At 36.7% G+C, this 22,975-nt stretch carries 17 protein-coding genes and 2 pseudogenes; 11 read left to right on the top strand and 8 right to left on the bottom strand.

Going from position 1 to position 22,975, the window contains the following annotated elements:
- Positions 1-12: 12 nt before the first annotated feature.
- A complete protein-coding gene (locus IPP61_13240; protein MBL0326124.1) occupies positions 13-1,986 on the bottom strand; it encodes an alpha-1,4-glucan--maltose-1-phosphate maltosyltransferase in 1,974 nt (657 codons plus the stop codon).
- A gap of 195 nt (positions 1,987-2,181) precedes the next feature.
- On the opposite strand from IPP61_13240, the gene IPP61_13245 reads away from it, so the two are divergent.
- Positions 2,182-2,859 carry a membrane or secreted protein gene (locus tag IPP61_13245; GenBank protein ID MBL0326125.1) on the top strand — a complete coding sequence of 226 codons (678 nt, stop codon included), beginning with the start codon at positions 2,182-2,184 and terminating at the stop codon, positions 2,857-2,859.
- On the opposite strand, the gene IPP61_13250 is transcribed toward IPP61_13245, so the two are convergent.
- Positions 2,849-4,255, bottom strand: a complete 1,407-nt coding sequence (locus tag IPP61_13250; protein ID MBL0326126.1) for a hypothetical protein — start codon at positions 4,253-4,255, stop codon at positions 2,849-2,851. The genes IPP61_13245 and IPP61_13250 overlap by 11 nt on opposite strands.
- Positions 4,256-4,458: 203 nt before the next feature.
- Here IPP61_13250 and rbfA point away from each other — a divergent pair, with 203 nt between their 5' ends.
- The 6 genes and pseudogenes from rbfA (at position 4,459) to IPP61_13280 (ending at position 11,345) form a co-directional block, all read left to right on the top strand.
- The gene (rbfA, locus tag IPP61_13255; GenBank protein ID MBL0326127.1) at positions 4,459-4,833 is read left to right on the top strand and encodes a 30S ribosome-binding factor RbfA; all 375 of its coding nucleotides are present in this window, start codon (positions 4,459-4,461) and stop codon (positions 4,831-4,833) included.
- A gap of 4 nt (positions 4,834-4,837) precedes the next feature.
- Positions 4,838-6,052: an ABC transporter permease gene (locus IPP61_13260; GenBank protein MBL0326128.1), complete on the top strand. Its 1,215-nt coding sequence runs from the start codon at positions 4,838-4,840 to the stop codon at positions 6,050-6,052.
- Positions 6,053-6,054: 2 nt separating this feature from the next.
- Positions 6,055-6,519, top strand: a complete 465-nt coding sequence (locus IPP61_13265; GenBank protein MBL0326129.1) for a hypothetical protein — start codon at positions 6,055-6,057, stop codon at positions 6,517-6,519.
- Positions 6,520-6,531: 12 nt separating this feature from the next.
- On the top strand, positions 6,532-8,991 hold the full coding sequence (locus tag IPP61_13270; GenBank protein ID MBL0326130.1) for a peptidase M1: 2,460 nt from the start codon (positions 6,532-6,534) through the stop codon (positions 8,989-8,991).
- Positions 8,992-10,006: pseudogene (locus IPP61_13275) on the top strand (SPASM domain-containing protein). It begins immediately after the preceding gene.
- A gap of 58 nt (positions 10,007-10,064) precedes the next feature.
- A complete protein-coding gene (locus IPP61_13280) occupies positions 10,065-11,345 on the top strand; it encodes a T9SS type A sorting domain-containing protein (GenBank protein MBL0326131.1) in 1,281 nt (426 codons plus the stop codon).
- A 10-nt stretch (positions 11,346-11,355) separates the two neighbouring features.
- On the opposite strand, the pseudogene coaD reads toward IPP61_13280, so the two are convergent.
- The 4 genes and pseudogenes from coaD to hisB all read right to left on the bottom strand — a co-directional run bounded on the left by coaD (position 11,356) and on the right by hisB (position 14,194).
- A pseudogene (gene coaD / locus IPP61_13285) lies at positions 11,356-11,810 on the bottom strand (pantetheine-phosphate adenylyltransferase).
- An 84-nt stretch (positions 11,811-11,894) separates the two neighbouring features.
- Entirely contained in the window at positions 11,895-12,296 is a 402-nt protein-coding gene (locus tag IPP61_13290; protein ID MBL0326132.1) for a biopolymer transporter ExbD, read from the bottom strand.
- Positions 12,296-12,979 carry a MotA/TolQ/ExbB proton channel family protein gene (locus IPP61_13295; protein ID MBL0326133.1) on the bottom strand — a complete coding sequence of 228 codons (684 nt, stop codon included), beginning with the start codon at positions 12,977-12,979 and terminating at the stop codon, positions 12,296-12,298. The genes IPP61_13290 and IPP61_13295 overlap by 1 nt, the downstream gene beginning before the upstream one ends.
- Before the next feature lie 90 nt (positions 12,980-13,069).
- Positions 13,070-14,194: a bifunctional histidinol-phosphatase/imidazoleglycerol-phosphate dehydratase HisB gene (hisB, locus tag IPP61_13300; GenBank protein ID MBL0326134.1), complete on the bottom strand. Its 1,125-nt coding sequence runs from the start codon at positions 14,192-14,194 to the stop codon at positions 13,070-13,072.
- A 125-nt stretch (positions 14,195-14,319) separates the two neighbouring features.
- Here hisB and IPP61_13305 point away from each other — a divergent pair, with 125 nt between their 5' ends.
- Positions 14,320-15,609: a beta-lactamase family protein gene (locus IPP61_13305; GenBank protein MBL0326135.1), complete on the top strand. Its 1,290-nt coding sequence runs from the start codon at positions 14,320-14,322 to the stop codon at positions 15,607-15,609.
- Positions 15,610-15,727: 118 nt separating this feature from the next.
- Here the strand turns inward: IPP61_13305 and IPP61_13310 are convergent, their stop codons facing one another.
- Positions 15,728-17,008 carry a DEAD/DEAH box helicase gene (locus IPP61_13310; GenBank protein ID MBL0326136.1) on the bottom strand — a complete coding sequence of 427 codons (1,281 nt, stop codon included), beginning with the start codon at positions 17,006-17,008 and terminating at the stop codon, positions 15,728-15,730.
- Between the two features lie 187 nt (positions 17,009-17,195).
- Entirely contained in the window at positions 17,196-17,735 is a 540-nt protein-coding gene (locus IPP61_13315; GenBank protein MBL0326137.1) for an SRPBCC family protein, read from the bottom strand.
- Positions 17,736-18,194: 459 nt separating this feature from the next.
- Here IPP61_13315 and IPP61_13320 point away from each other — a divergent pair, with 459 nt between their 5' ends.
- From IPP61_13320 to IPP61_13330, 3 genes are all read left to right on the top strand, one after another.
- Positions 18,195-18,542, top strand: a complete 348-nt coding sequence (locus IPP61_13320) for a hypothetical protein (GenBank protein ID MBL0326138.1) — start codon at positions 18,195-18,197, stop codon at positions 18,540-18,542.
- A gap of 206 nt (positions 18,543-18,748) precedes the next feature.
- Positions 18,749-19,768, top strand: coding sequence for a LacI family DNA-binding transcriptional regulator (locus IPP61_13325; protein ID MBL0326139.1), 1,020 nt, complete (start codon positions 18,749-18,751; stop codon positions 19,766-19,768).
- A 207-nt stretch (positions 19,769-19,975) separates the two neighbouring features.
- Positions 19,976-22,951, top strand: a complete 2,976-nt coding sequence (locus IPP61_13330) for a TonB-dependent receptor (protein MBL0326140.1) — start codon at positions 19,976-19,978, stop codon at positions 22,949-22,951.
- Positions 22,952-22,975 lie beyond the last annotated feature (24 nt).

Consider the following 22,975-nt stretch of genomic DNA (forward strand, 5'->3'; position numbering starts at 1 on the left):
AATTTTTATTTATCAGTGATGAATATCCTCGATTCTGAACAAATGAAAAGGCAAAATAAAAGGATCCAGAGCCACAAAATTTTGCTCGCCTTTCCATGTATATTTTGCTCCGGTGATCAAATCATGCACAATGAATGACTCTTCCTGCCCTTTTCCAATCTTCCAGAGTGGCAGATGAATGTTACCGGATTGGGTTTGATAAGTGTCTAAATTAGTGACAATCAGGAGGCGGTTTCCATTTTCATGCGTTTTTAAATAAGCCATAATATTAGGATTATCTACCGCACAAAAATCGATATTATCTGTTATCTGCAAGGCAGAATTTTCCTTTCTGATTCGGTTTACGTGCGTGTACACATACGTAATTTTATTGCGTTTTTCCCAGTCCCAATATTTGATTTCGTATTTTTCCGAATCTTTATATTCTTCTTTTCCCGGGTTTCCTTCACATACCAAATATTCATAAGTTGGTCCAAATACCCCATAATTGCTCGAAAGTGTTGCTGCCAGAAAATATCTTAACAAATAGAGCGGCTCATGACCGGTCTGCATACTAAATGTATTGATATCATGCGTATTAGGCCAAAAATTTGGTCTGAAATAATGTCTCATATCAGTTTTGGTGAGCTCATTCATATAGCTTTCCAGATCTGATTTTGAGTTTCTCCAGGCATAATAGGTATAAGACTGTGTAAAACCAACCTTTGCAAGTTGTTGCATCACTTTAGGCTTGGTAAATGCCTCTGAAAGGAATATCATTTCGGGATACACCTCTCTGGTTTCAGCAATTACCCATTCCCAAAAACCAAATGCCTTGGTATGCGGATTATCCACTCTGATTATTTTCACACCCCATTCAGCCCAGGTGAATATTACATTTTTCAGCTCTTGCCAGAGATTTTGCCAGTCTTCAGTTTCAAAATTCACCGGGTAAATATCCTGATATTTTTTAGGAGGGTTTTCGGCATATTTTATAGTTCCATCCGGTAAAATCTTAAACCAATCGGGGTGTTCTTTTACCCATGGGTGGTCAGGAGAACATTGGATAGCCAGGTCAAGAGCGATTTCGAGATCCATATCCTGACAAGCTTTCACAAGTTTTTTGAAATCTTTCAGTGTTCCCAGTTCAGAATGAATCGCGGTGTGACCACCTTCGGCTGAGCCAATGCCGTAAGGTACTCCAGGCTCATCGGGTTTGCATTCTGTGGCGTTGTTTTTTCCTTTTCGAAATGTAGTACCAATCGGGTGAACTGGAGGCAGATATACCACATCAAAACCCAATTCCTTAACTCTCGGCAATAACTTTATTACATCATTAAAAGTCCCGTGTTTACCTTCTTCTCTTGCGGCTGATCTTGGGAAGAATGAGTACCAGGCCGAAAACTCAGCTTTATTTCTATCGGTGAAAATACTTCTGGTTTCACTTTCCAACATATTTTCTTTCAATGGGTAATTATCAATCCATTGATGGACTTTTTCACTCAAACAAAACCAAACAGCCTCCTGATATCTTAACGGGTCTTTCAGAATAGAGATGGCATCGGTTATTTCTTTTTTGTCATCTTTATCTGCGATTTTTTTTACTTTTTCCAGAATCTCAATTCCTACCAGTAATTCTACCACAAGGTGGAGTCCTGCTTTTATTTTGGCTTCAACTTCATGTTGCCAGGTGGCAAAATGGTCAACCCATGCCTGGAATTTGAATTCATAAAATCCAATTTTTTCGGTTACAAAAAAACCTTCATATCTGTCCTCCTGGATACCGTACATTTTTGACTCCATCCAATTTTTTTCTGATACGTGTTTTGATAGTAACCTAAAACCCAGGTTGTCGTGTCCATCGACCAAAATATCGGCCTGAGCATATATTTTCCTTCCTGTTATAGATTTGGTTGGGTATTTTCCGTTATTAATTTCAGGGCTTAAATTCTCAATTACGGGTCTGATTTTTCCGTTCTTTGGTAAAGATAAAGCGTTTTTTGTCATTCAGTTAAAAATATTTTCGGTGCAAAAATAATTCAATTTGAGTTTATTCATTGCAGTTTATTATATTTTCGGAAATTTTTAAAACTATATTGGCAGAATTAAAACTTAAGATTGTTTAAAATGAATTGTAATTTTTAAAATTTGGACCTCTGGTGTTTTTTAAGTGTTTGAAATTCAATATTGTATAAAACAGAAATGAAAAAGATAATATTTTTGATGTTAATTATTCCTGCGGCTTTTGCTCAGGGAATAAGTGGTGCCTGGCGGGCAGAAGAGAATGATTTGAAAATTTTGCTGATAGCCTCTGAAAACTATTTTACGCTGACCACCTATAAAACAAATGAATTTTTGGAGACATGGGGCGGTAAATATGAACTAAGCCAAACCGGTGAATTTCTGACTGACATTGAATTTCATTCCAGCAAACCTTCGCTGGTTAATTCGGTTCAAACTTATAATATTTTACATAAAAAAAAGAGCCTTGAATTAAATGATGTGAAATTTGAAAAGGTTTCTGAAAAAGACAATGCCCTCACAGGTTTATGGAAAATTACCGCCAGAGCCAATCCTGAAGGAGAAATGAACCCAATGCAGGCCGGACCAAGAAAAACCTTAAAAATCATGGGCGGTGGGTGCTTTCAATGGTTTGCTATCAATACTTCAACCCGTGAATTCTCGGGTACCGGTGGTGGCACCTATATTTTGAAAGACAAAAAATATATTGAAAAAATTGAGTTCTTTTCAAGAGACAATGCAAGGGTAGGGGCAGAGCTTAGTTTTGATGCCGATATTGCCGATGGCAAATGGCAACATTCAGGAAAAAGCTCAAAAGGTGATCCAGTCAGAGAGATTTGGACCAAAATTAGTTTTTAATAACATATATTCCTGGTTCAGAATTACTATATTTTTCTCCTAAATCAGGCAGGTTTTTGAAGATAGATGGCATTACTTTTTCATTATCAATAATAACATCAGGCATATCCTTTTTTAAATTATTATAAATATTAGCCAGACTCATATAATTATTCGGGTTTTCAAAATCGAGCTTTGCCAGTTCCCAGTTTACATACCCTGTAGCCATATCCAGGTTTTTGTAAGATATTATTTGTGAGCCTGTTACAAATATTTTTTTGCCATTATATTTTTCATAATTGTTATTTTCAGTTGCTCTGGCATCTTTTAAAATGGGTAAGGTGAATCCCCCAATTGGTTTGGCACCCAGAATAAACAAAGTAACTGAGGCAAAAAAGAAAAACAGAAAAGTAAGTTCAGGAATCAGGAGATTTTTGGAATGTACAAAATAACCTGAGATAAAAAATGCCATTGGTGCCATTAAAAATAATAGCTTGCCGGGAGTTAAGTCACCGGAAATAAAGAAAGCAATGGTACTGAAGATAATCAGGATCAGAAGCATTTGGTGCGAGCGGTTCTGAAAACTATTGTAACGCATTCCTCTTAAAACTTTATACACCCCAAAAACCGTCAAGATTACCGGAAGAACAATTACAAATACCAGGTCTTTGAGTTTTAGCCAACTAAAGTTACTGAATTGAGGGATATTGAAAAGCCACACATTGGTAAACTCAGAATTTATGTCGTTGAAATAGAAAAATAAATAAGTAAAAAAAATCGGCAATAAAAATGCGAGAATAACCATGAAAGTCTGGCGGATATTGATACCTGTATAAAGAAAAAGTACGATGACATTGAAAATAATAAAAATGCCCGCCGGAAAATAAAATAATGAGGCAATGCCAAAGTAAAGTCCAGTTTCGAACACATCATCGCCAACACCATCACGCCTTTCTATTTGTCTTAGTGTTGCATTTAAAGCCACCAGAAAAAACAGATTGGAAAGCAGAATGGGCGAAAGTTTTATCATGTCAAAAGACAAATGAACAAGTATCAGAAATATTAAACCCGGAATGTAGTTTTTATCATTAAACAAGTTTCTGCGATTTACCATAAAAACAAAAATCAAGGTTTCAATCACCACCAAAACTGTGGCGACGGTGTCATAAACAAACTGATTTTTAGTAGCCCAAAGGTCAATTAACCTAAAGAAATAAGCTGAGAGCGGACCAGTTTGGGTGAGTATTTCAGAGTATAATTTCATGCCTTCATTGAGTTTTTGACCCACCAGCATCTGCTCCAGTTCACTGTTGAGCATGGGTAGCGGCGATGCCCAAAATGGCAATCTGATCAGAAACAAAATCAGAAAAAGTGTAATTACCTGAAATATCGAATTAATTTTAAAAAACGTTAACAAGACCTTATATATTAAAGGGTGATAAAAATGGCTTGTAAATTACCGTATTTTCCGTGCCCGAAAATCACAACACCGATACAAAAATATCAATTGGCACACTGATAAACCAAAAAATACCATGATATTTGCAGTTTATTTAGATTTATACGTAAAATCAGAATCTGTAGGGTTCTTTAAAATATGTCCCCGGGCATAAAAAACTGATGGAGTCGAAGCGGCAAAAACAAGTAGGGAAGTTGATTCAGAAAGATTTAGGAGATATTTTTTTGAGAGATATTAAGGCCATTTTCGAGGATGACTTCGTAACCATTACCGAAGTCAAGGTTTCGCCTGATCTCAGCATTGCAAAGGTGTATCTGAGTTTTTTGAAAGGGCAAAAAAGAGAGCAGATTTTGGAAAGTATCAGAGAAAATTCAAAGAAAATCAGAGGATTGTTTGGAAACAAAGCCAAAAACCAACTCCGGATTATTCCAACTTTTCGATTTTATATTGATGATACAGCCGAATATGCTCAGAAAATAGAAGAACTCTTCGCCAATATTCATATTCCGCCCGCCGACGAAAATACTGAAGATTAAACTTATGTCTTTATCTTTTTTTATAGCAAAAAAATACTTTCTATCTAAGAAAAAGAGAAGCTTCATCAACTTTATTTCTCTCATTTCGATGTTGGGAATTGCACTGGGTTTAACTGCTCTCATTGTGATATTGTCGGTGTTTAATGGTCTGGAAGATCTCAACCGCCAGATTTTCAAAGCTTTTGATCCCGACCTTAAAATTACCTCAATTTCCAAAAAAGATTTTCTGCCCGAAAGTGGACTTTTGCAAAAAATCAAAGCCATAAACGGAGTTAAATATCTGTCCGAAGTATATCAGGATAAAGCGTTAGCACGCAGCAATGACGCCCAAATGATCGTAGTTCTTAAAGGAGTAGATACTACTTTTGAAAACAATCTTGAAATGCAAAAAGCTCTTTTTGAGGGTGATATGAAGATTTTTAAAGACGGCAGACCCACCGCATATGTGGGTGGAGGAGTTTATACAGCCCTTGATTTGAAAGTTAATGATTTTCTGTATCCTTTGACTTTATTATATCCTAAAATGCAGCCACTAAATGTGCTGAATCCTGAAGAAAATATAAACCAATCTACGCTGGAAGTGGCAGGAGCGTTTGTTTTGGAACAACAATATGATAATCATGTAATCGTACCTCTTCAAATTGTGGAGTCGCTCACCGAAAAAGAAGGGAAGAGAACGGCTATTGAAATCACGCTCAAAGAAAATATAGATGCCAGTGGTGTAAAAAAAGAGATTTCCGGAATATTAGCTTCAAATCTGCAAATCAAAGACCGGGATGAGCAAAATGCTCCATTACTCAAGGCCATTAAAATAGAAAAATTGTTTATTTTTATTGCTTTGTTTTTTATTGTGGGAATAGCCTCCTTCAATATTTTTTATTCTTTGAGTATGTTGGTTATAGATAAAAAAGATGATATAAAAACTTTGTCATCTCTTGGAGCCACAAAATCATTGATTAGAGCAATATTCCTTGCCGAAGGTCTATTGGTGGCCATTGTAGGCATAGTATTAGGCTTGATTTTAGGATTGGGCATAAGTTATTTACAACAAAAAATCGGGTTTGTAAAGCTTGGTATGGAATACGCCCTGGTTGATGCTTACCCGGTTGAGATTCGGACGAGTGATGTGTTTTTATCGGTTATTGGCATATTTGTGATAACTGTCCTGGCATCTGTTTTACCTGCAACACGGGCAACTAAATTTATGATTAACAACTAATTATGAAATTTTTAAAAATATTAGGATTGTTGTTTTTGGTGCTTTTTTCAATTACTGCAATAGGGCAAACGTTCAAAGAAAAAGTACCGTCCCGAAAATATATATTGTTGACTGACAAAGTGGATACTTTAAGCCAGATAAAGTTTATTCCTTATGCTCAGGAAAAAGTGTCGCTCAATACCATGATCTGGACATTTAAACCCAATGGTCGTATTGAGTACGACTATCAGTCTTCAGAAGACATAGAGGCTTGTGCCGGTGTTGATTTTCTTGACCTTGATGTTGATGCTTGTTTTTGGCGGTTAAATCCGGCCACGCATTCTATTACGCTTACTTTAAAGGGCGGTTTCTCGAGCATTGATGATTTTGTATTGAAAAATGAATATGATTTTCAAAATGAGGAAGATGGATTCAGCCTGGTTTTGAAAAAGAAAATATTATATAAAAACCTTAATCCTGACCGATAACAAATCATTAAAATGAAAAAAATTCTATTTGTAATATTGATTTTTGCCCTAAACCTGAATGCCCAGGTAAGAAAAAGTCGCGAAATTACATTTGATTTACTCAATACTGAGTTGCATTTGAAACCCGATTTTGGATCAAAAACCATGGCCGGAAAAGCAATCCTGACCTTAAAGCCGTATTTCTATGCTCAATCTAAACTTGAATTGGATGCCAGAGGATTTGATTTGAAAAGTGTAAAATCACAAAATCAATCCTTAGAATATAAATATGCCGACGATATTATTTCGATAAACCTTGGCAAGTCCTACAGCTCTACCGATACCTTAGAAATCATAATTGAATATATTTCACAGCCTGAAAAACTTATAGCCTCAGGTTCGGAAGCCATCACTTCTGACAAAGGTTTGTATTTTATTGTGCCAGGTTCTGAAACGCCGAAACTTCCGACCCAGCTATGGACACAAGGCGAAACCCAATCCAATAGCGTATGGTTTCCTACCATTGATTCACCTAACCAAAATCATACACAAGATATTTATTTGACTCTAGATAAGGCAATGACGACTCTTTCTAATGGTGTTTTGGTTGAAACTAAAATCAATAAAGAAGGTACTAAAACCGATCATTGGAAACTTGAAACACCCCATGCAGTTTATCTGAGCATGCTTGCAGCGGGCAATTTTAAGAAAGTAATAGACAGCACTTTTAAAAGATTTGAGGTCAGTTATTATGTGGAGCCGGAATATGAAAAAAATGCGTATGAAATTTTTGGTCGAACACCTGAAATGATTGGTTTTTTTGAGAAATTATTGGGAGTAAAATATCAATGGCCTAAATATTCCCAGATTCCAGTTAGAAAATATGTTTCCGGTGCTATGGAAAACACAACGGCCACCGTTCATTCCAGGTCCGTTCTAAAAGATGGTAATCAGATTATTGATGGCAATGATGACGGTGTAATAGCCCATGAATTATTTCATCATTGGTTTGGCAATCTTGTTACCTGTGAGTCCTGGTCTCATTTGCCTTTAAATGAATCATTTGCCAATTACAGCGAGTTTTTGTGGGCATTTCATAAAAATGGAAAAGAAGAAGCTGATTACTTATATCTGACTGCTCTTCAGGAATATATGCAGGAGTCGGCTCAAAAACAGGTGCCAATGATCAGGTTTGATTTTCAATCTCAGGAAGATATGTTTGATGCACATTCTTACCAAAAAGGTGGCAGAATATTGCATCAACTCCGTATGGAAGTGGGCGATGAGGCATTTTTTAAAACCTTAAATTATTATCTAAACAAACACGCACATCATACCACAGAAATTGAAAATTTAAGGCTTGCGTTTGAAAAAATCACAGGAAGAGATTTGAAATGGTTTTTTGACCAGTGGTTTTTCAGACCCGGCCACCCAAATATTTTAGCTAGTCACAAAATTGAGAAAAACAAAATACAGTTGGTCTTGAAACAAATCACCGACAGCACCAATGCTTTTGTTTACAATCTTAAAATACCGGTAGAAATTTATACTTCGAAAGGGAGAAAGACAGAGATTTTAGAATTTAGTCAGGCAGAGAAAAATTATGAAATTGATTTTGAAGGTGACTATAAAGGCCTTTTGATAAATCCTGATGGTTATCTTTTGGCAGCCATAAGTCATCAAAAAACCGAAGATGAGTTGATTTTTCAATTCCAAAACAGCCAAACAGTTTATGGGCGACTTCACGCTTTGGAAAATCTTACCTACAAACCTGATGAAAGCACCGAAATTCAACCTTTACAAAATAAAAAAGTTAGAGAACTAGTATTGGAAGCTTTAAAAGACCCATTTTGGAGAATCAGAGAAATTGCTGTTCAGAAGTTTTTCGACTACGATGGAGAAGATTTTTTGAAGGTGGAAAAAGCTTTGCAGCAGATAATAAAAAATGATCCCAAAACCAATGTGAAAGCTACAGCGATTTTGGCTGTTAAAAATTTTCTCAATCCTCAAAATGATATTTTGTTTCGGGAAGCACTTTCCGATAGTTCCAATCTTGTAAAAGCTTCTGCACTTGAAGCATTATTTGCCAACAATGTACCTGATGCGGCTGAATTGGCCAATAAATATTCGACAAGTAAAGATTTCAACATTTTCATGGCGGTTGCTTCATTTTTCTCCCAAAATCCTGAATCTGAAAAATATCCTTGGTTTTTGGAAAAATTATCCGACATGGAAGGATTCGAACTTTATCAGGGAGTTACCGCCCTGGGTGCATTTTTAATCAAAGCCGATACTGAATTGGTACAAAAGAGCGTTCCATATTTGAAAAGCATTGGTCAGAACGAGACCGAATGGTACGTGAGAATGAGTGCTGTAAGGGCATTATCCATGTTGGCAGACTCAGCAATTGAGGCCGAGACCGCAATGAAAGATATTATTTCTAAGGAAAAAAACGCCAGATTGATGGAATATTACGAGCAATTCAAAAAATAAATGTGGATAGACAGCCTCAATTTTCTATCAAAACTTACTCTTCGTAGGGCAATAAATGCACTGGGGCTGGTGTATTCTTATATTATTTCCAAAATTTTTAAAAAAGCAGTAAATTCATTTTTCCCGGTTGCTATTTCTTTTGAACCCACCACGTCCTGCAATCTTCGATGTCCGGAATGTCCCAGTGGATTACGGTCATTTACCAGACCAACTGGCATGTTAAATTTCGACTTGTATAAAAATACGATAAATCAACTGTCTGATTATGTGATGTATATGACTTTTTATTTTTCAAGGGGAGCCTTACCTTCACAAAGACTTTTTGACTATGGTAAAATACGCCAATGCCAAAAAAATCTATACTGCTACTTCGACCAATGCTCATTACCTAAATTATGAAAATGCCATTGAAACAGTAAAGTCGGGACTTGACAGGCTTATAATTTCCATTGATGGTACCACTCAGGATACTTACCAGCAATATCGCATTGGGGGTGACATTGAAAAAGTTTGGCAGGGTACAAAAAATATAATTCAGGCAAAAAAAGAACTAAAAAGTTCCACGCCATTTGTGATATTTCAATTTTTGGTCGTAAAACCCAACGAGCATCAGATTGAGGAGATAAAACGTATTTCAAAAGAAATTGGGGTAGATGAATTGCGATTAAAGACTGCTCAGATTTATGATTATGAAAATGGCTCAGACCTGATTCCTGAAAACTCCAGGTATTCACGGTATGAAAAAACAAAAAATGGAAAATATGCCATAAAGAGCCGATTACTCAACCATTGCTGGAAAATGTGGCATTCTACTGTAATCACCTGGGACGGTCTTGTGGTGCCTTGTTGTTTTGATAAAGATGCAGAAAATAGGATGGGGGATTTGAAAACAGCTTCATTTTCAAAAATCTGGAATGATAAATCTTATGTTGATTTTCGTCAAAAATTATTAACATCCCGGGCAAATATACCCATGTGTAAAAATTGCACAGAAGGAACTAAAATCTGGGGCTAATGAGGCCACCTTTCGATAACTTTTTTCGTATTAAGTTAAAAGAAAATATTCTTTAGGAATGATTTTTGCCGTGAAATCATGTTGTAAAGACATGGGAAAACTTAAACTTTGCTTTTTATTATCGTTTATCCCCTTTATGTATTTTAAGGCTGCCAGCCAGGAAATGCACGAAGGGATAGTGGTTTCGTGTCCCATAGGTGAGCATTCCTTTACTCAGGTCAATCTGGGTCATGATTTATCCAATTTGCGTACTGCTGCCAATACTGCCTCTTTCGATGTAACTTATGGAAGTGGCTTTCCTTCTGGTGCAAAAACTGCTTTTCAAGCCGCAGTAAATGTTTGGTCAAAAGTTTTGGTTTCCAGAGTACCCATAAAAATTTCGGCCAAATGGGAAGAAGTGGAGAGCAATACACTTGCCAGCTCAGGTGCCAAAAATGTTTATAAAAACTTCAGCAACTCAGCCGTAAAAAACGTTTGGTATCCTGTATCCCTTGCTGAAGCCATAAAAGGTGAAAACTTAAACGGAACAGACTTTGACATTACAATCAGCATAAATAAAAACATAAACTGGTCATATCTTACAGATGGTAACTATGAGGCTTTTAAATATGATTTGATGACCGTAGTTATGCACGAAATCGCACACGGTCTGGGTTTTACTTCAACTTTTAAGCTTAATGAAACCAACACAAGTCAAGCAATCTGGGGACTCAATGGTTTACCAATAATTTATGATATTTTTCTCCAAAACTCATCCGGTATTTTGCTAACCAATGATGGTACTTACGGAAATCCCTCTACAGACCTTAAAAAAAATCTCACTAGTAATGCCCTTTATTATAAAATTACCAATGAATCCGATTTGCAGGATTTACCCAAAATATTTGCACCCACTACTTATGTTACAGGAGGAAGTATTTCGCATCTTGACGAATCAAAATATCCAAAAGGAACCATAAATTCGTTGATGTCACCTTCAATTGGTTCCTCAGAGGTCAATCACTTTCCTGGTGAGGTAATTCTGAAGGTTTTGAATCAAATAGGCTGGCCGGTTAATTTTCTTTCGGGGGCCGTAGTAACCTCAGTTGAGCCACCTGCCAACAATGAGAAGTTTTTTGTTTTTCCCAATCCGGTCAACGATATTCTCAATGTCATCGTTCCTGAAAAATTTATTTCAGAAAGTTTTTATTTCCAGGTTTTTGATGGTTCTGGAGTTTTGCAAAAAAAAGTATTGAATTCGGGACAGGATACCCAAAAAATCGATTTTTCCGATTTTGCTCCGGGCTTATATTACATTAAAACCGGAGATTTGCAATCTTTCAGAATAATAAAGAATTAATAAACTAAGCTTATTCTATCTTATAAGGGATATAAGAAGTTATATCAGCCCCAAATTTATGCAACTCCCGCACAATAGTTGAGCTGATAGGAGCTAGTTCGGGAGAAGTGATCAAAACACCGTTTCCAATTCTTTTTCCAACTGTCTGTTTACCTGAGAAATCGTGTTTTCATATTCAAAATCAGTGGTGTTTCTCAAGCCTCTCAGGATAAATTTTGCACCATGTATTTTAGCGACAGAAGCTGTTAGGTCTTCATAATGAATGATTTTCACTCTTGGGTCGTTATCAAATGCTCCTTTGATTTCCCTTTCAATGGCTTCAATTTCGAAATACCGGTTTTTGTTGGTATTGGTACCAATTCCAATGATTATTTCATCAAAAAGGTTGAGCCCACGTCTCACAATATCAGCATGTCCTTTGGTAAATGGGTCAAAAGATCCCGGGAAAAAGGCGACTTTTTTCATTCAATATATTTTTGGCTCAAAAAAAAAATGAGTTTCCAAAAATATAAATACATTTTGGAAACTCACTAATATTAAAAAAAAATATTACTTGGTCAGCTCGGTAGCCAGCACCATTCTGATTTTTATTCTTGCTCCTATTGCCATCACATCTACCAGATCCTGAATAGTCAGCGACTGAGCAGCTCTAAGTACCACGGTTGGCTCATCCATACCGCTGGTAGCTTGCACCAATGCCCCTTCAAGTTCAGTGAAGTCAATTTGTTTTTTGTCTAAAAAATATTCCTTGTTCTCTGTAATAGAGAGCGAAACCGGTTGTTTACTAACATCATGCGTTGATTTATCACTTTTTGGAAGCATTAGTTTAATCACATTCGGACTACCTAAAGTGCTCACTATCAAAAAGAAAAGTAATAAGAAAAACATGATGTCATTAAGGGAAGCTGTCTGAACTTCGGCCTCAAATCTACGTTGTCTTTTAAATTTCATCAGTGGCCTGGTTCGTTAAGTGTATCGAAGAAATCCATTACAGTTGCCTGAAGATTGATACTGAACTTGTCAATCATCATATTGATGCCGTGATAAGCAGAATAAGCCAGCAAACCAACTACAAGTCCTGAGAAACTGGAAATCATTTTCTCGTAAAGTCCGTTTGAAATGGTTTCAATTGAGAAATTTCCTGTTACTGATATTTCATAAAATATTCTGATGATTCCTGAAATGGTACCCACAAAACCCAAAGTAGGAGCTACACCGGCAATTAAGCCCAGGTAACCCATATTTTTCTCCATTTTTGAGATTTCAAGATTTGACTGTATCTCCATGGCACTTTCTATGTCTTTGATGGGTTTTCCAACGCGGCTGATTCCTTTTTCCAAGACTCTGGCAATAGGCAGATTTGTGCTTTTGCAGAGCGTAGCAGCGGTTCTGATGTCATGCCTCAGGATATTGTCTTTCAATGATCTCATAAAGCCACTATCGATTCTTGAAGCATCCTTAATAAACAAATACCTTTCGGCAGCAAAGAAAATCGTCAGCAATAATAAAATCAGGATCGGATATATTACAATACCACCTTTAAACAATAGCGATAAGTAATTGATACTTTGTGCACCAATAGCCGCAGTTGAATCTGTAGCAGCTGGCACTTGAAGGATGAGGTTTAAAAGCATATACGGTTTTTGAATGATTTTTCGGGTAAATAACTATATTTTGGAAAAAATATTATGCAATTTAATGATTATTTAGGAAAAGAGAAAATACTATAAAACGCCTTTGGTACTAGGCATTGCATCCAGATCTTTGATATCTCTCTTTACTGCCATTTTTATTGCTTTAGCCCAGGCTTTAAATATCGATTCGATTTTGTGGTGCTCATTGTATCCTTCACATTTAATGTTAAGGTTACATTTTGAGGTGTCAGAGAAACTTTTGAAAAAGTGCATAAACATCTCGGTGGGCATCTCACCTATTTTTTCTCTTTTAAACTGAGCATCCCATACCAACCACGGTCTTCCTGAAAAATCAATCGCCACCTGAGCCAGACATTCGTCCATAGGAAGTAAAAAACCATAGCGGCTAATGCCTTTTTTATCACCCAAGGCCTTGAGATAAGCCTCTCCAAGAGCCAGGGCAGTGTCTTCGATGGTGTGGTGTTCGTCTATTTGTAAATCTCCGTTTACTTTTACGGTCAAATCAGCACCCGAATGCTTCGCCAACTGATCCAACATGTGGTCGAAAAACCCAAGGCCGGTTTCAATATTCCCTTTGCCCTTTCCATCCAGATTAAGATTTATATAAATATCAGTTTCTTTCGTCGTCCTTTGAACTTCCGCGGTTCTGGCAGGCAATTTCAGAAATTCATAAATTTCATCCCAGTTTTTGGTGACCAGAGCAGTAGCATTTTTTAATTCTTCTGAAGTATTTTCGGGAAAATTTTCAGCAATAAATATCGCCTTAGCTCCCAGATTTACAGCCAGTTGTATGTCAGTAAGTCTGTCACCAATAACAAATGAGCCGGACAAATCAAAAGCAGGATTGTTGATGTATTTACCCAAAAGACCTGTTCGTGGCTTGCGTGTGGGTGCATTTTCATGCTCAAAAGTGCGATCGACAAAGATTTCCTCAAAGTGTACATTTTCACCTTTTAGTGTATCCATCATTTTCAAATGTGCCGGCCAAAAAGTTTCTTCCGGAAATGATTCAGTTCCCAATCCATCCTGATTGGTAACCATTGCCAGTTCAAAATCAGTTTCTTCAGCTATTTTTCTGAGATTGGAAATGGCTTTTGGAAGAAATTCGAGCTTTTCCAATGAATCAATCTGAAAATCAATGGGCGGTTCAATGATAATAGTGCCGTCGCGGTCAATGAACAATACTTTTTGCATCAACAATTGTCGTTATATTTTATTTGCAAAATTAGGGGAGGGTTTTCAATTATTTATTTTTTTAATAAAAATTGCCAATATTTCATAAAAAAGTATCTTTGAGGAAATAATTTCAACCATTTATCATGAAAAAAATCATCGTTTTGATTTTCGTATGCAGTTTTGGATTTGCCCAGACCAAATCTGCAAGAATCAGTGCACCATTAAAAGAAGCCAGCCCCGAGTCTGTGGGCATGTCCGCGGAGCGAATAAGCAGGATAGAGCAGATGCTTCAAAAAGCTATTACTGATGAAAATATTCCGGGGGCTACTGCAATTATTTGTAAAAATGGAAAGATAATTTATCAAAAAGCATTTGGGTATGCCGATGTTCCGGGTAAAATTCTCATGAAAACCGATAATATTTTCAGAATTGCCTCTATGTCTAAAGCTATCACATCTACGGCGGTTATGATGCTTTGGGAGCAGGGAAAACTTATGCTTGATGATCCTATTTCCAGATATATTCCTGAATTCAAAAATCCGGTGGTTTTGGATAAATTCCGGATGGCTGATTCAAGCTACTCTACTGTGCCGGCAGCAAGGGAAATTACGGTAAGGCACTTGCTTACACACACTTCAGGTATCGGATACGGGGTAATTGATGGTGACGAACGCATGAAGGCCATTTACAAAAAAGCAGGGATTGTTGATTTGTTTACCACTGAAAATGTAAAAATCGGAGATAATATTAAAAAACTTGCTAAACTTCCTCTGCATGCCAGCCCTGGCGACAAGTATATTTATAGTGAGGGACTTGATGTGGCAGGATATCTCATTGAAGTGGTATCAGGGATGCCTTTTGACCAGTTTTTGGCCAAAAATATCTTTGAACCTTTGGGAATGACCGATACTTATTTTTATTTACCTGGCTCAAAAGCCGACAGACTGGTAAAAGTTCACACCAAAACAGATGGCAAATGGAAACACTTTACGGATACTTTCTACGATGTAGATTATCCTTCTAAAGGAGCCAAAGCCTTTTTTAGTGGCGGAGCAGGATTGTCTTCAACTGCAAAAGACTACGCCACATTTCTTCAGATGTATGTAAATGGAGGTGAATTGAATGGGAATCGTATCCTAAGTCGTACTACAGTTGAGCATATCATGCAAAATCAAACCGGTACGCTTTTCGGTGGTGAAAAATCTGCCCGTAACTATGGCCTGGCATTTGGAATTATTAACAAAAATGGCCTTGCAATAGCCGGACAGGGAGGTGAAGGTACAATTGATTGGGGTGGGTATTTCAATACTGCTTATTTCGCTGATCCTAAGGAAAAAATCATTGGAGTCTTGATGAAACAAACGCAAAGGATTGGAGAAGATCGTACCTCTACATTATTCAGGCAAATGGTTTTTGCGTCGGTTGATGATTGAAAACAAATAAAAACGTCTGAAATTCTTTTTCGACGTTTTTATTTTTCATTTTGATCTTAGTTAAAAGAAGGTAGTGCAAACTTTTTTGTAAAATATTGTTTTTTATTTGAATTCATAATTAAGAATTCTTTCCATAATATTTTTTAGATTTATCTTTATTGGCAGGAGGGTTTTTGTTCCCCCTATTTTCCGGGGTATCATTTCTTTTAAAATTAGCATTTTGGGGTCTGCGATGCTCTTTCTTCTCTGGTTTTGCTTCAATGGTTTCAGTGGCCTCAAATCCGGCTATCTGTTCTCTTTTGAATTTAAGATCAAGCAGCTTCTCAATGTCTCGTAAAAACTGGTATTCTTCGTTACAAACCAGAGATATAGCCTCGCCACTTGCTCCGGCACGACCTGTACGACCAATCCTGTGAACATAGTCTTCGGGGATATTGGGAAGCTCATAATTTATCACATGTGGAAGAAGGGGAATATCCAAACCCCGGGCAGCAATATCTGTTGCCACCAGTACTCTCACCTGGTTTTTCTTAAAATCGTCCAGTGCTTTGGTGCGTGCTCCCTGCGATTTGTTTCCGTGAATCGCAGCAGAATTTATCCCGCTTTTACTTAATTTTTCACTCAGTTTATTAGCTCCATGTTTTGTACGGGTAAATACCAATACCTGATGCCAGTCGCCTTCGGTAATCATTTGTGCAACCAATGATGGCTTACGACCCTTGTCCACTAAAATGATTCGTTGCTCCACTTTTTCGGCTGTGGTGTTTTCCGGAGTGGCCTCTACCGACTCAGGGTCGTTCAATATTCCGGCTGCCAGTTTTTTTATTTCAAATGAAAAAGTAGCCGAGAAAAGTAGATTTTGCCTTCTTTGCGGTATTATTCCCAAAATACGGTTAATGTCTTTGGCAAAACCCATATCCAGCATGCGGTCGGCTTCGTCAAGCACGAAGATTTCAATACCCGAAAGACTCACTGCTTTTTGCTGATAGAGATCCAGTAAGCGACCGGGTGTTGCCACCAGTATATCTACACCATTTCTCAATGTAGATATTTGAGGGTTGATATTAACTCCTCCAAAAACTACCGCCGCACGCATCTCGGTGTATTTGGCGTATAATATTATGTTATCGTAAATCTGAGCTGCCAATTCACGGGTTGGCGTCAAAATCAAGGATCTGACACGTCTTTTTCCCTGAAGTTTTTCTTCGTTTAATATTTGCAAAATGGGCAATACAAAACCGGCAGTCTTACCTGTACCGGTTTGTGCCGAGGCCATAATATCTTTTCTGTCGAGTACTACCGGAATGGCTTTTAATTGTATTGGAGTGGGTGTGGTGTAACCTTTTTGTTCGATGGCTTTGAGTAGTTCGGCTGAAAGCCCCAGTTCTTTAAATGTCATAAATAAAAATTTCGAAGTCGGAGAATGACTTCATATAAAAACACAAAGGTACGACATTAAATTGAAAGGTAAGTTTAGAGGTGTTTTTTGTTTAATTACTATTGATATTAAATAATGATTATCAATATTTTATGGAATATGGTTTTTAATAAAGCCCGAACTAAGTAATAATTCGGGCTGCATAATTTCATTTTTTATTTTCCAAAATATCCTTAACATTTTTCAGAATCTGTTTCTCGGTCTTTTCAATCATTGGTTTACCCACCAAAATTGAGAGCAGATTCATTGGGTAAGGGGCATCTGAATAAAATTCAACAGTAACTTTTGTGCTGGTAGAATCCTGGCTTTCAAATTTGTTGATGACTTTGGCCTTTCCTTCCATGGGAGCAATAAACTCCAGATCGAGGTTTATTTGGTTGTCGGTCATGGCTGTAATGGTCTGGCTGCCTTGGCCTACGTCTGAGTTTTCGCTTTTCCAGCTCGATTTTGAGCCCACGGTGCCGTCAGTCCCGGTGATGACTGGTACAAGATTAGGGTCAGGTTTGATCCATTCAGAGTATTCTTTTTGGTTTCCAAACAATTTGAGGTAATCATAAACCACAGTTTTGGGTTGCTTGATAGTCTCAGATACTACCACTGTGTAGCTCTTAGGTAAAAAAGCAGCTGCAATCAAAGCTACGATAATAAGTCCCAAAATGAGATAGAGGAGGTTTTTTAAGATTTTCATAAATTTTCCATTTAAGGTTTTAAATAATAAAAATATGTTAAAAAAAGAATCAAGGCAATTAATAATCAATTATTTACAATATTTTTTTTCAAAAGAATATATCTTCTTTACTTAAAAAAACTACCTCCAAAGCCCAAATTTAACGACTCGATTTATTTATAAGTTGGGGGGAGTTCATTTTATGATTCTATAAAAATGATTGAAAATTATTAATTATTTTTAACGACAATCATAAATCAGATTTCATTTTGTAAAGATTTTTTTTTGATATTATTCTACCATATTCTGGTAGAAAACTTTTGTTTATAAAATTAATTGTAAAAAATACATTTAATAAAAATCTTGTTTTAAATTTACAATATAATAAGATTTGATTTTTCAAAAATTAAAATCTGTTTACAAAATCATTTTTCAACCCGGATGTTTTATCCGAAATTTTTAAATTAAAATTTTAATACAATGCTTAAAAAAATTCTTTCAACCGCGATTATTGTTTTTGCACTGTCGTTGGCTTCTTTTGCCCAGGATATCAATGGGAAATGGACAGGAAAAGTAATGGATCAGTTTGATGTTTCTTATACTTTCAAAGCCGAAGGTGAGAAATTAACCGGCTCTACTGTAGGACCAGAAGGGAATGAGATTATTCTTAAAGATGGAAAAATTACTGGAAATGATGTAGAATTTGTACTTAATATCATGGATCAGGATATTAAAATGGTTGGCAAATTAGAAGGCGATACCCTTAAATTGAAATTCAATATGATGGGAAATGACGCAGAATTAGTCCTTAAAAAAGAAGTCAAGTAAAGACTGATTTTAGATTTTTTTACCTTTAAAGTGTTATTTGTTAGAAAATCAAATGGTGTTCTGTTTCAGAACGCCATTTTTTTAAACTTTCTTAAGAAAACTATTCACTTTTATATCAGTTTGTTCGTATTTTTAAAAAATCAGTTTGATACAATAGAGATTTTAGATCAGGAAAACAGGAGTTTGAAAAGAAAATAGGAAATCGAATGAATGAACCAATTACCATTAAAGACATCGCACGAAAATTTAAATGTTCGCCATCCACAGTTTCAAGGGCATTGAATAATCATCCCGCAATTAATATTGAAACGCGAAAAAATATTTCAGAATATGCCACAAAAATGGGCTATCAAAAAAACGCTGTTTCACTTAGCCTCCTTAATAAATCTACCATGACAATCGGTTTAGTTGTTCCATCTATTACATTTTCTCATGAGCAAACTATCATAGATGGTATTCAATCTGTAACAACTGACCATGGATTTATGCTCAATATCTGTATTTCCAATGAGAGTTTGGTGGAAGAGCAGAGGCAAATAGAAAAACTTATGGCCAATCGTGTGGATGCAATCCTGGTCTCTGCTTCACATGGATCTTTTGAGAAACAGGAGTTTTCACATTTTTATAAAGTAAAAAACAGCAATATTCCTCTGGTTTTTATAGACAGGGAAATTCCGCTTGAAGATTTTGCTTCCGTTATCACAGATGATTATCATGGAGCATATCAGGCAACCCAACATTTACTAGATATTGGTCGACAAAATCTTGCTTTTTTAGCGGGCTCCGAGTTTTTGGTGGTTTGTAAAAATCGTAAAAAAGGTTTTGAAGAATGTTTAAAAGACAATAATATAGCAGCAAGGCAAGATTGGATTGTTCAAACAGGATTTGATAGTCAAAGTGCCGTAGAACCTACAAACCGATTGTTTAGCGGCACTGAAATACCGGATGGGATTTTTTGTGTCAATGATAATGTGGCTTTTGGAGTAGTTCAGACTTTAATCAAGATGAATATTGAAATACCAAAGCAAACAGCCATAATTGGATTTGATAACTCACCCCTTGCCGGTTTTTTTAATCCTTCTATAAGTTCTGTTGACCGAAAAAGCTTTGAAGTAGGTCAAAAAGCCGCACAATTAGTTTTCGATTTGATTCAGAATCAAAATGAAAACCCACAAAAAATAGTATTAACCCCTTCATTGGAAATCAGAGATTCATCCCAATTCTGATTCTATTTTTATACTTCAATTTTGCAATCGATTGCGGATTATTTCAAACGTTTGCATAGTTAATTGGATTATTCTTATTTTTTATTTAAAAATAACCATCCTAATATTGTGTCACTCATAGGATAAATAATTAACTAAACTCTAAGAAAAACGTTTATGAAACAAAAACTACACTGGAAAACCAATCATTTATGGTTTTTTTTGCTGATGTTGCTTGGATCTGCTAATGTGATGGCTCAGACTGTCACAGTAAAAGGAAAAGTAGTATCCGGTGATGGAAATGAAGTATTACCTGGCGTATCGGTTGTGGTAAGTGGAACTTCACAGGGCACTTCTACTAACTCAGAAGGCGTTTATAGCATTTCGAGTCCTTCAAGTGCTACGTTGGTATTCAGTTTTGTGGGTTACGAAACACAAAAGGTTGCTGTAAATGGTCGCTCAACCATTGATGTTGTGATGAAATTGAGTGAAAGTAATCTTAACGAGGTAGTTGTGGTAGGTTATGGTACTCAATCCAAGAAAAACCTGACCAGTGCAATAGCCAATATAAAACCCGGTGATCTCAACCGCGGAGCTATTGTTGATGTGGGTCAGCTTCTTCAGGGTAAAGTTCCCGGACTAAACATTTCATCTAATGGTGACCCTAATCAACGGGCTGCCATGATTTTGCGTGGTGCTTCTACTCTCAACTCTTCACAAGGACCTTTTTATGTGATTGATGGTGTTCCCGGAGCCGACATCTCGGTTATTGCCCCTGACGATATTGCTACCATTGATGTTTTGAAAGATGCTGCCGCAACCTCAATATATGGTAACAGGGCTGCTAATGGCGTAATTATGATTACTACCAAAAAAGGCAAAAAAGGTGCTATGCAGGTGACGTACAATGGTTATGTGGGAATAGAAAAAGTTTCCAGTAAACTTGACATGATGAATGCCTCAGAACTAAGGGCCTTTATTTCAAAAAATGGACAAAGCCTTTCTCCAAATGATGACAAGGGCTTTGACACAGACTGGCAGTCAGTAGTTATGAAGCCTACAGCATACTCCCAAAATCACAACGTTTCATTCAGTGGAGGAGGTGAGCATAATACTTACAGTGCAAGTCTAAACTATTCCGATAAACAAGGTATTCTACTCTCCAGTAATCTTCAAAGAGTGATCGCAAGGATGTCGATTGAACAATTTGCATTAAATAACAAAGTGAAATTTGCATTGTCGGTAGTAAACTCTAACAACAACGCCAACAATACTCCGATGCGTAACAATGTTTTGGATCAAATGATAAAACGTTTGCCGGTATCACCCGTTAAAAATGACGATGGAACATATTTTGAAAACTGGCAAAATACAGGTTATTTTAACCCGCTTGCTCTCATTGAAAAAGCCAAGGATAACAATAAATACAATAACCTCATTGGTTCATTTAATACACATGTGGATTTGCCATTTAATCTATCATATGATTTAAATTTATCTTACCAAAATACAACCTCGCTCAACAGCCAGTCTTACGGAAGTTATTATTCTCAGTATAACAGTGCCAATTTTTATAATAATCCTGATCCGCCGGCCGTTCACTCGCTTATGAACTTCGGCGTGAATGGTTCAGCCCTCCGAAATACCTACCAGGATAGCCGTAAAGTATTGGAAACTTTTGTTTCCTATAACAAAAACCTTGAAAAGCATTATCTCAATGCTGTAATTGGATATTCATGGCAAGACAACACGCTTGGCGATGGATTTCAGGTAACAAGTACCAACTTTCCGGTTGACAACATCGGATACGGTAACTTTGCACTGAGTAATCCTTACGCCATTACGGGTTACAGAATCAATTTTGGTGCTGATGGAGTATTTCAGGAAAATAAATTGATTTCTGATTTTGCACGTTTAAATTATTCATACTCTGATAAATACCTTTTCCAGGGATCTATTCGGAGAGATGGTAGCTCAGTGTTTGGTCAAAATAATCAATGGGGTTATTTCCCTTCAGTAGGTTTGGCATGGCGTATCAACGAAGAAGGTTTTATGAAAAATCAAAAGATTTTTAATGACCTTAAACTTCGTGCCAGTTATGGTGTTACCGGTAATGCCACTGGTTTCAATGCTTATACGGCCCAATTCATTTCAGGATTGTTAGGAACCTATTATTACAATGGAACTCAGACTGCGGCTTACGGTCCAACTCAGGCTGCAAACCCTGATTTGAAATGGGAAAAAACCTCCACTGCAAACCTCGGTTTAGATTTCACCTTGTTAAAAGGTATGTTGAGTGGTTCGATTGAAGTTTATGACAAAAAAACCACCGGTATGATTTATTCTTATCAGGTAAATCCAATTTTGGTGCCTGTGGGAAGAATAGTCGCCAATGGCGGTAGTATGAGTAACAAAGGTATTGAGCTTAGTTTAACAGCTACCCCGGTCAGAAATGATAATGGTCTCACCTGGACCTCAAGTTTAAATCTGGCTCATAATAAAAATGAGATTGTAAGTTTAACCAATCCGCTTTTTGCAGGTGGCGATTCAATCAGAATCACTCAGCCTGAAGGTAGTGGACAGACAGGAAGTACTTTGCAAATTCTAAAAGGAGGCAGACCTTTGGGTCAGTTCTTTACTTTTGAATATGCAGGCAAAAATGAGAGTGGTGTTTCTCAATTCTATACAAGTACTGGTGGAACTACTACTACCCCGGTAATTGGAAAAGATTATCGCTATTTGGGAAGTCCGCAACCGAAACTTTTACTGGGATGGGCCAACACGCTTACCTACAAAAATTTTGACATGAATCTTTTTGTAAGAGGCGTATTTGGAAACAAAATCTTTAACGCCACCCGTGCTGATTTGTTCAGACCAACAACCGCTCAGTTTACTAATATCCTGAAAGATGTGGCTGATGAAAGTACCAAAGATGTGAACTCATTTAAATATTCATCCAGATTTATTGAAGACGGCAGCTATGTTCGTCTCGATAATGCTACTTTGGGTTATAATTTCAAAATAACTAACAAAAATATCAGAAGTTTGAGGGTCTATACCTCTGTTAACAATGCTTTTGTGATAACGAAATATTCGGGTATTGATCCTGAAATCAATCAGGGTGGATTGGCTCCGGGTGTTGATTCCAATAATTTCTATCCTAAAACCCGTACAGTTTTGTTGGGTCTAAATGTATCGTTTTAAGAAAATCACAAAATCTAAATTATT

This window comes from Cytophagaceae bacterium (assembly GCA_016722655.1).
Lineage (GTDB): Bacteria > Bacteroidota > Bacteroidia > Cytophagales > Spirosomataceae > Leadbetterella.

Bases quoted from the DNA above. Each gene is read 5' to 3' on its own strand.
- IPP61_13240 (MBL0326124.1), bottom strand. From the start codon at position 1,986: ATGACAAAAAACGCTTTATCTTTACCAAAGAACGGAAAAATCAGACCC.
- IPP61_13245 (MBL0326125.1), top strand. From the start codon at position 2,182: ATGAAAAAGATAATATTTTTGATGTTAATTATTCCTGCGGCTTTTGCT.
- rbfA (MBL0326127.1), top strand. From the start codon at position 4,459: ATGGAGTCGAAGCGGCAAAAACAAGTAGGGAAGTTGATTCAGAAAGAT.
- IPP61_13260 (MBL0326128.1), top strand. From the start codon at position 4,838: ATGTCTTTATCTTTTTTTATAGCAAAAAAATACTTTCTATCTAAGAAA.
- IPP61_13265 (MBL0326129.1), top strand. From the start codon at position 6,055: ATGAAATTTTTAAAAATATTAGGATTGTTGTTTTTGGTGCTTTTTTCA.
- IPP61_13270 (MBL0326130.1), top strand. From the start codon at position 6,532: ATGAAAAAAATTCTATTTGTAATATTGATTTTTGCCCTAAACCTGAAT.
- IPP61_13280 (MBL0326131.1), top strand. From the start codon at position 10,065: ATGATTTTTGCCGTGAAATCATGTTGTAAAGACATGGGAAAACTTAAA.
- IPP61_13290 (MBL0326132.1), bottom strand. From the start codon at position 12,296: ATGAAATTTAAAAGACAACGTAGATTTGAGGCCGAAGTTCAGACAGCT.
- IPP61_13295 (MBL0326133.1), bottom strand. From the start codon at position 12,979: ATGCTTTTAAACCTCATCCTTCAAGTGCCAGCTGCTACAGATTCAACT.
- hisB (MBL0326134.1), bottom strand. From the start codon at position 14,194: ATGCAAAAAGTATTGTTCATTGACCGCGACGGCACTATTATCATTGAA.
- IPP61_13305 (MBL0326135.1), top strand. From the start codon at position 14,320: ATGAAAAAAATCATCGTTTTGATTTTCGTATGCAGTTTTGGATTTGCC.
- IPP61_13310 (MBL0326136.1), bottom strand. From the start codon at position 17,008: ATGACATTTAAAGAACTGGGGCTTTCAGCCGAACTACTCAAAGCCATC.
- IPP61_13315 (MBL0326137.1), bottom strand. From the start codon at position 17,735: ATGAAAATCTTAAAAAACCTCCTCTATCTCATTTTGGGACTTATTATC.
- IPP61_13320 (MBL0326138.1), top strand. From the start codon at position 18,195: ATGCTTAAAAAAATTCTTTCAACCGCGATTATTGTTTTTGCACTGTCG.
- IPP61_13325 (MBL0326139.1), top strand. From the start codon at position 18,749: ATGAATGAACCAATTACCATTAAAGACATCGCACGAAAATTTAAATGT.
- IPP61_13330 (MBL0326140.1), top strand. From the start codon at position 19,976: ATGTTGCTTGGATCTGCTAATGTGATGGCTCAGACTGTCACAGTAAAA.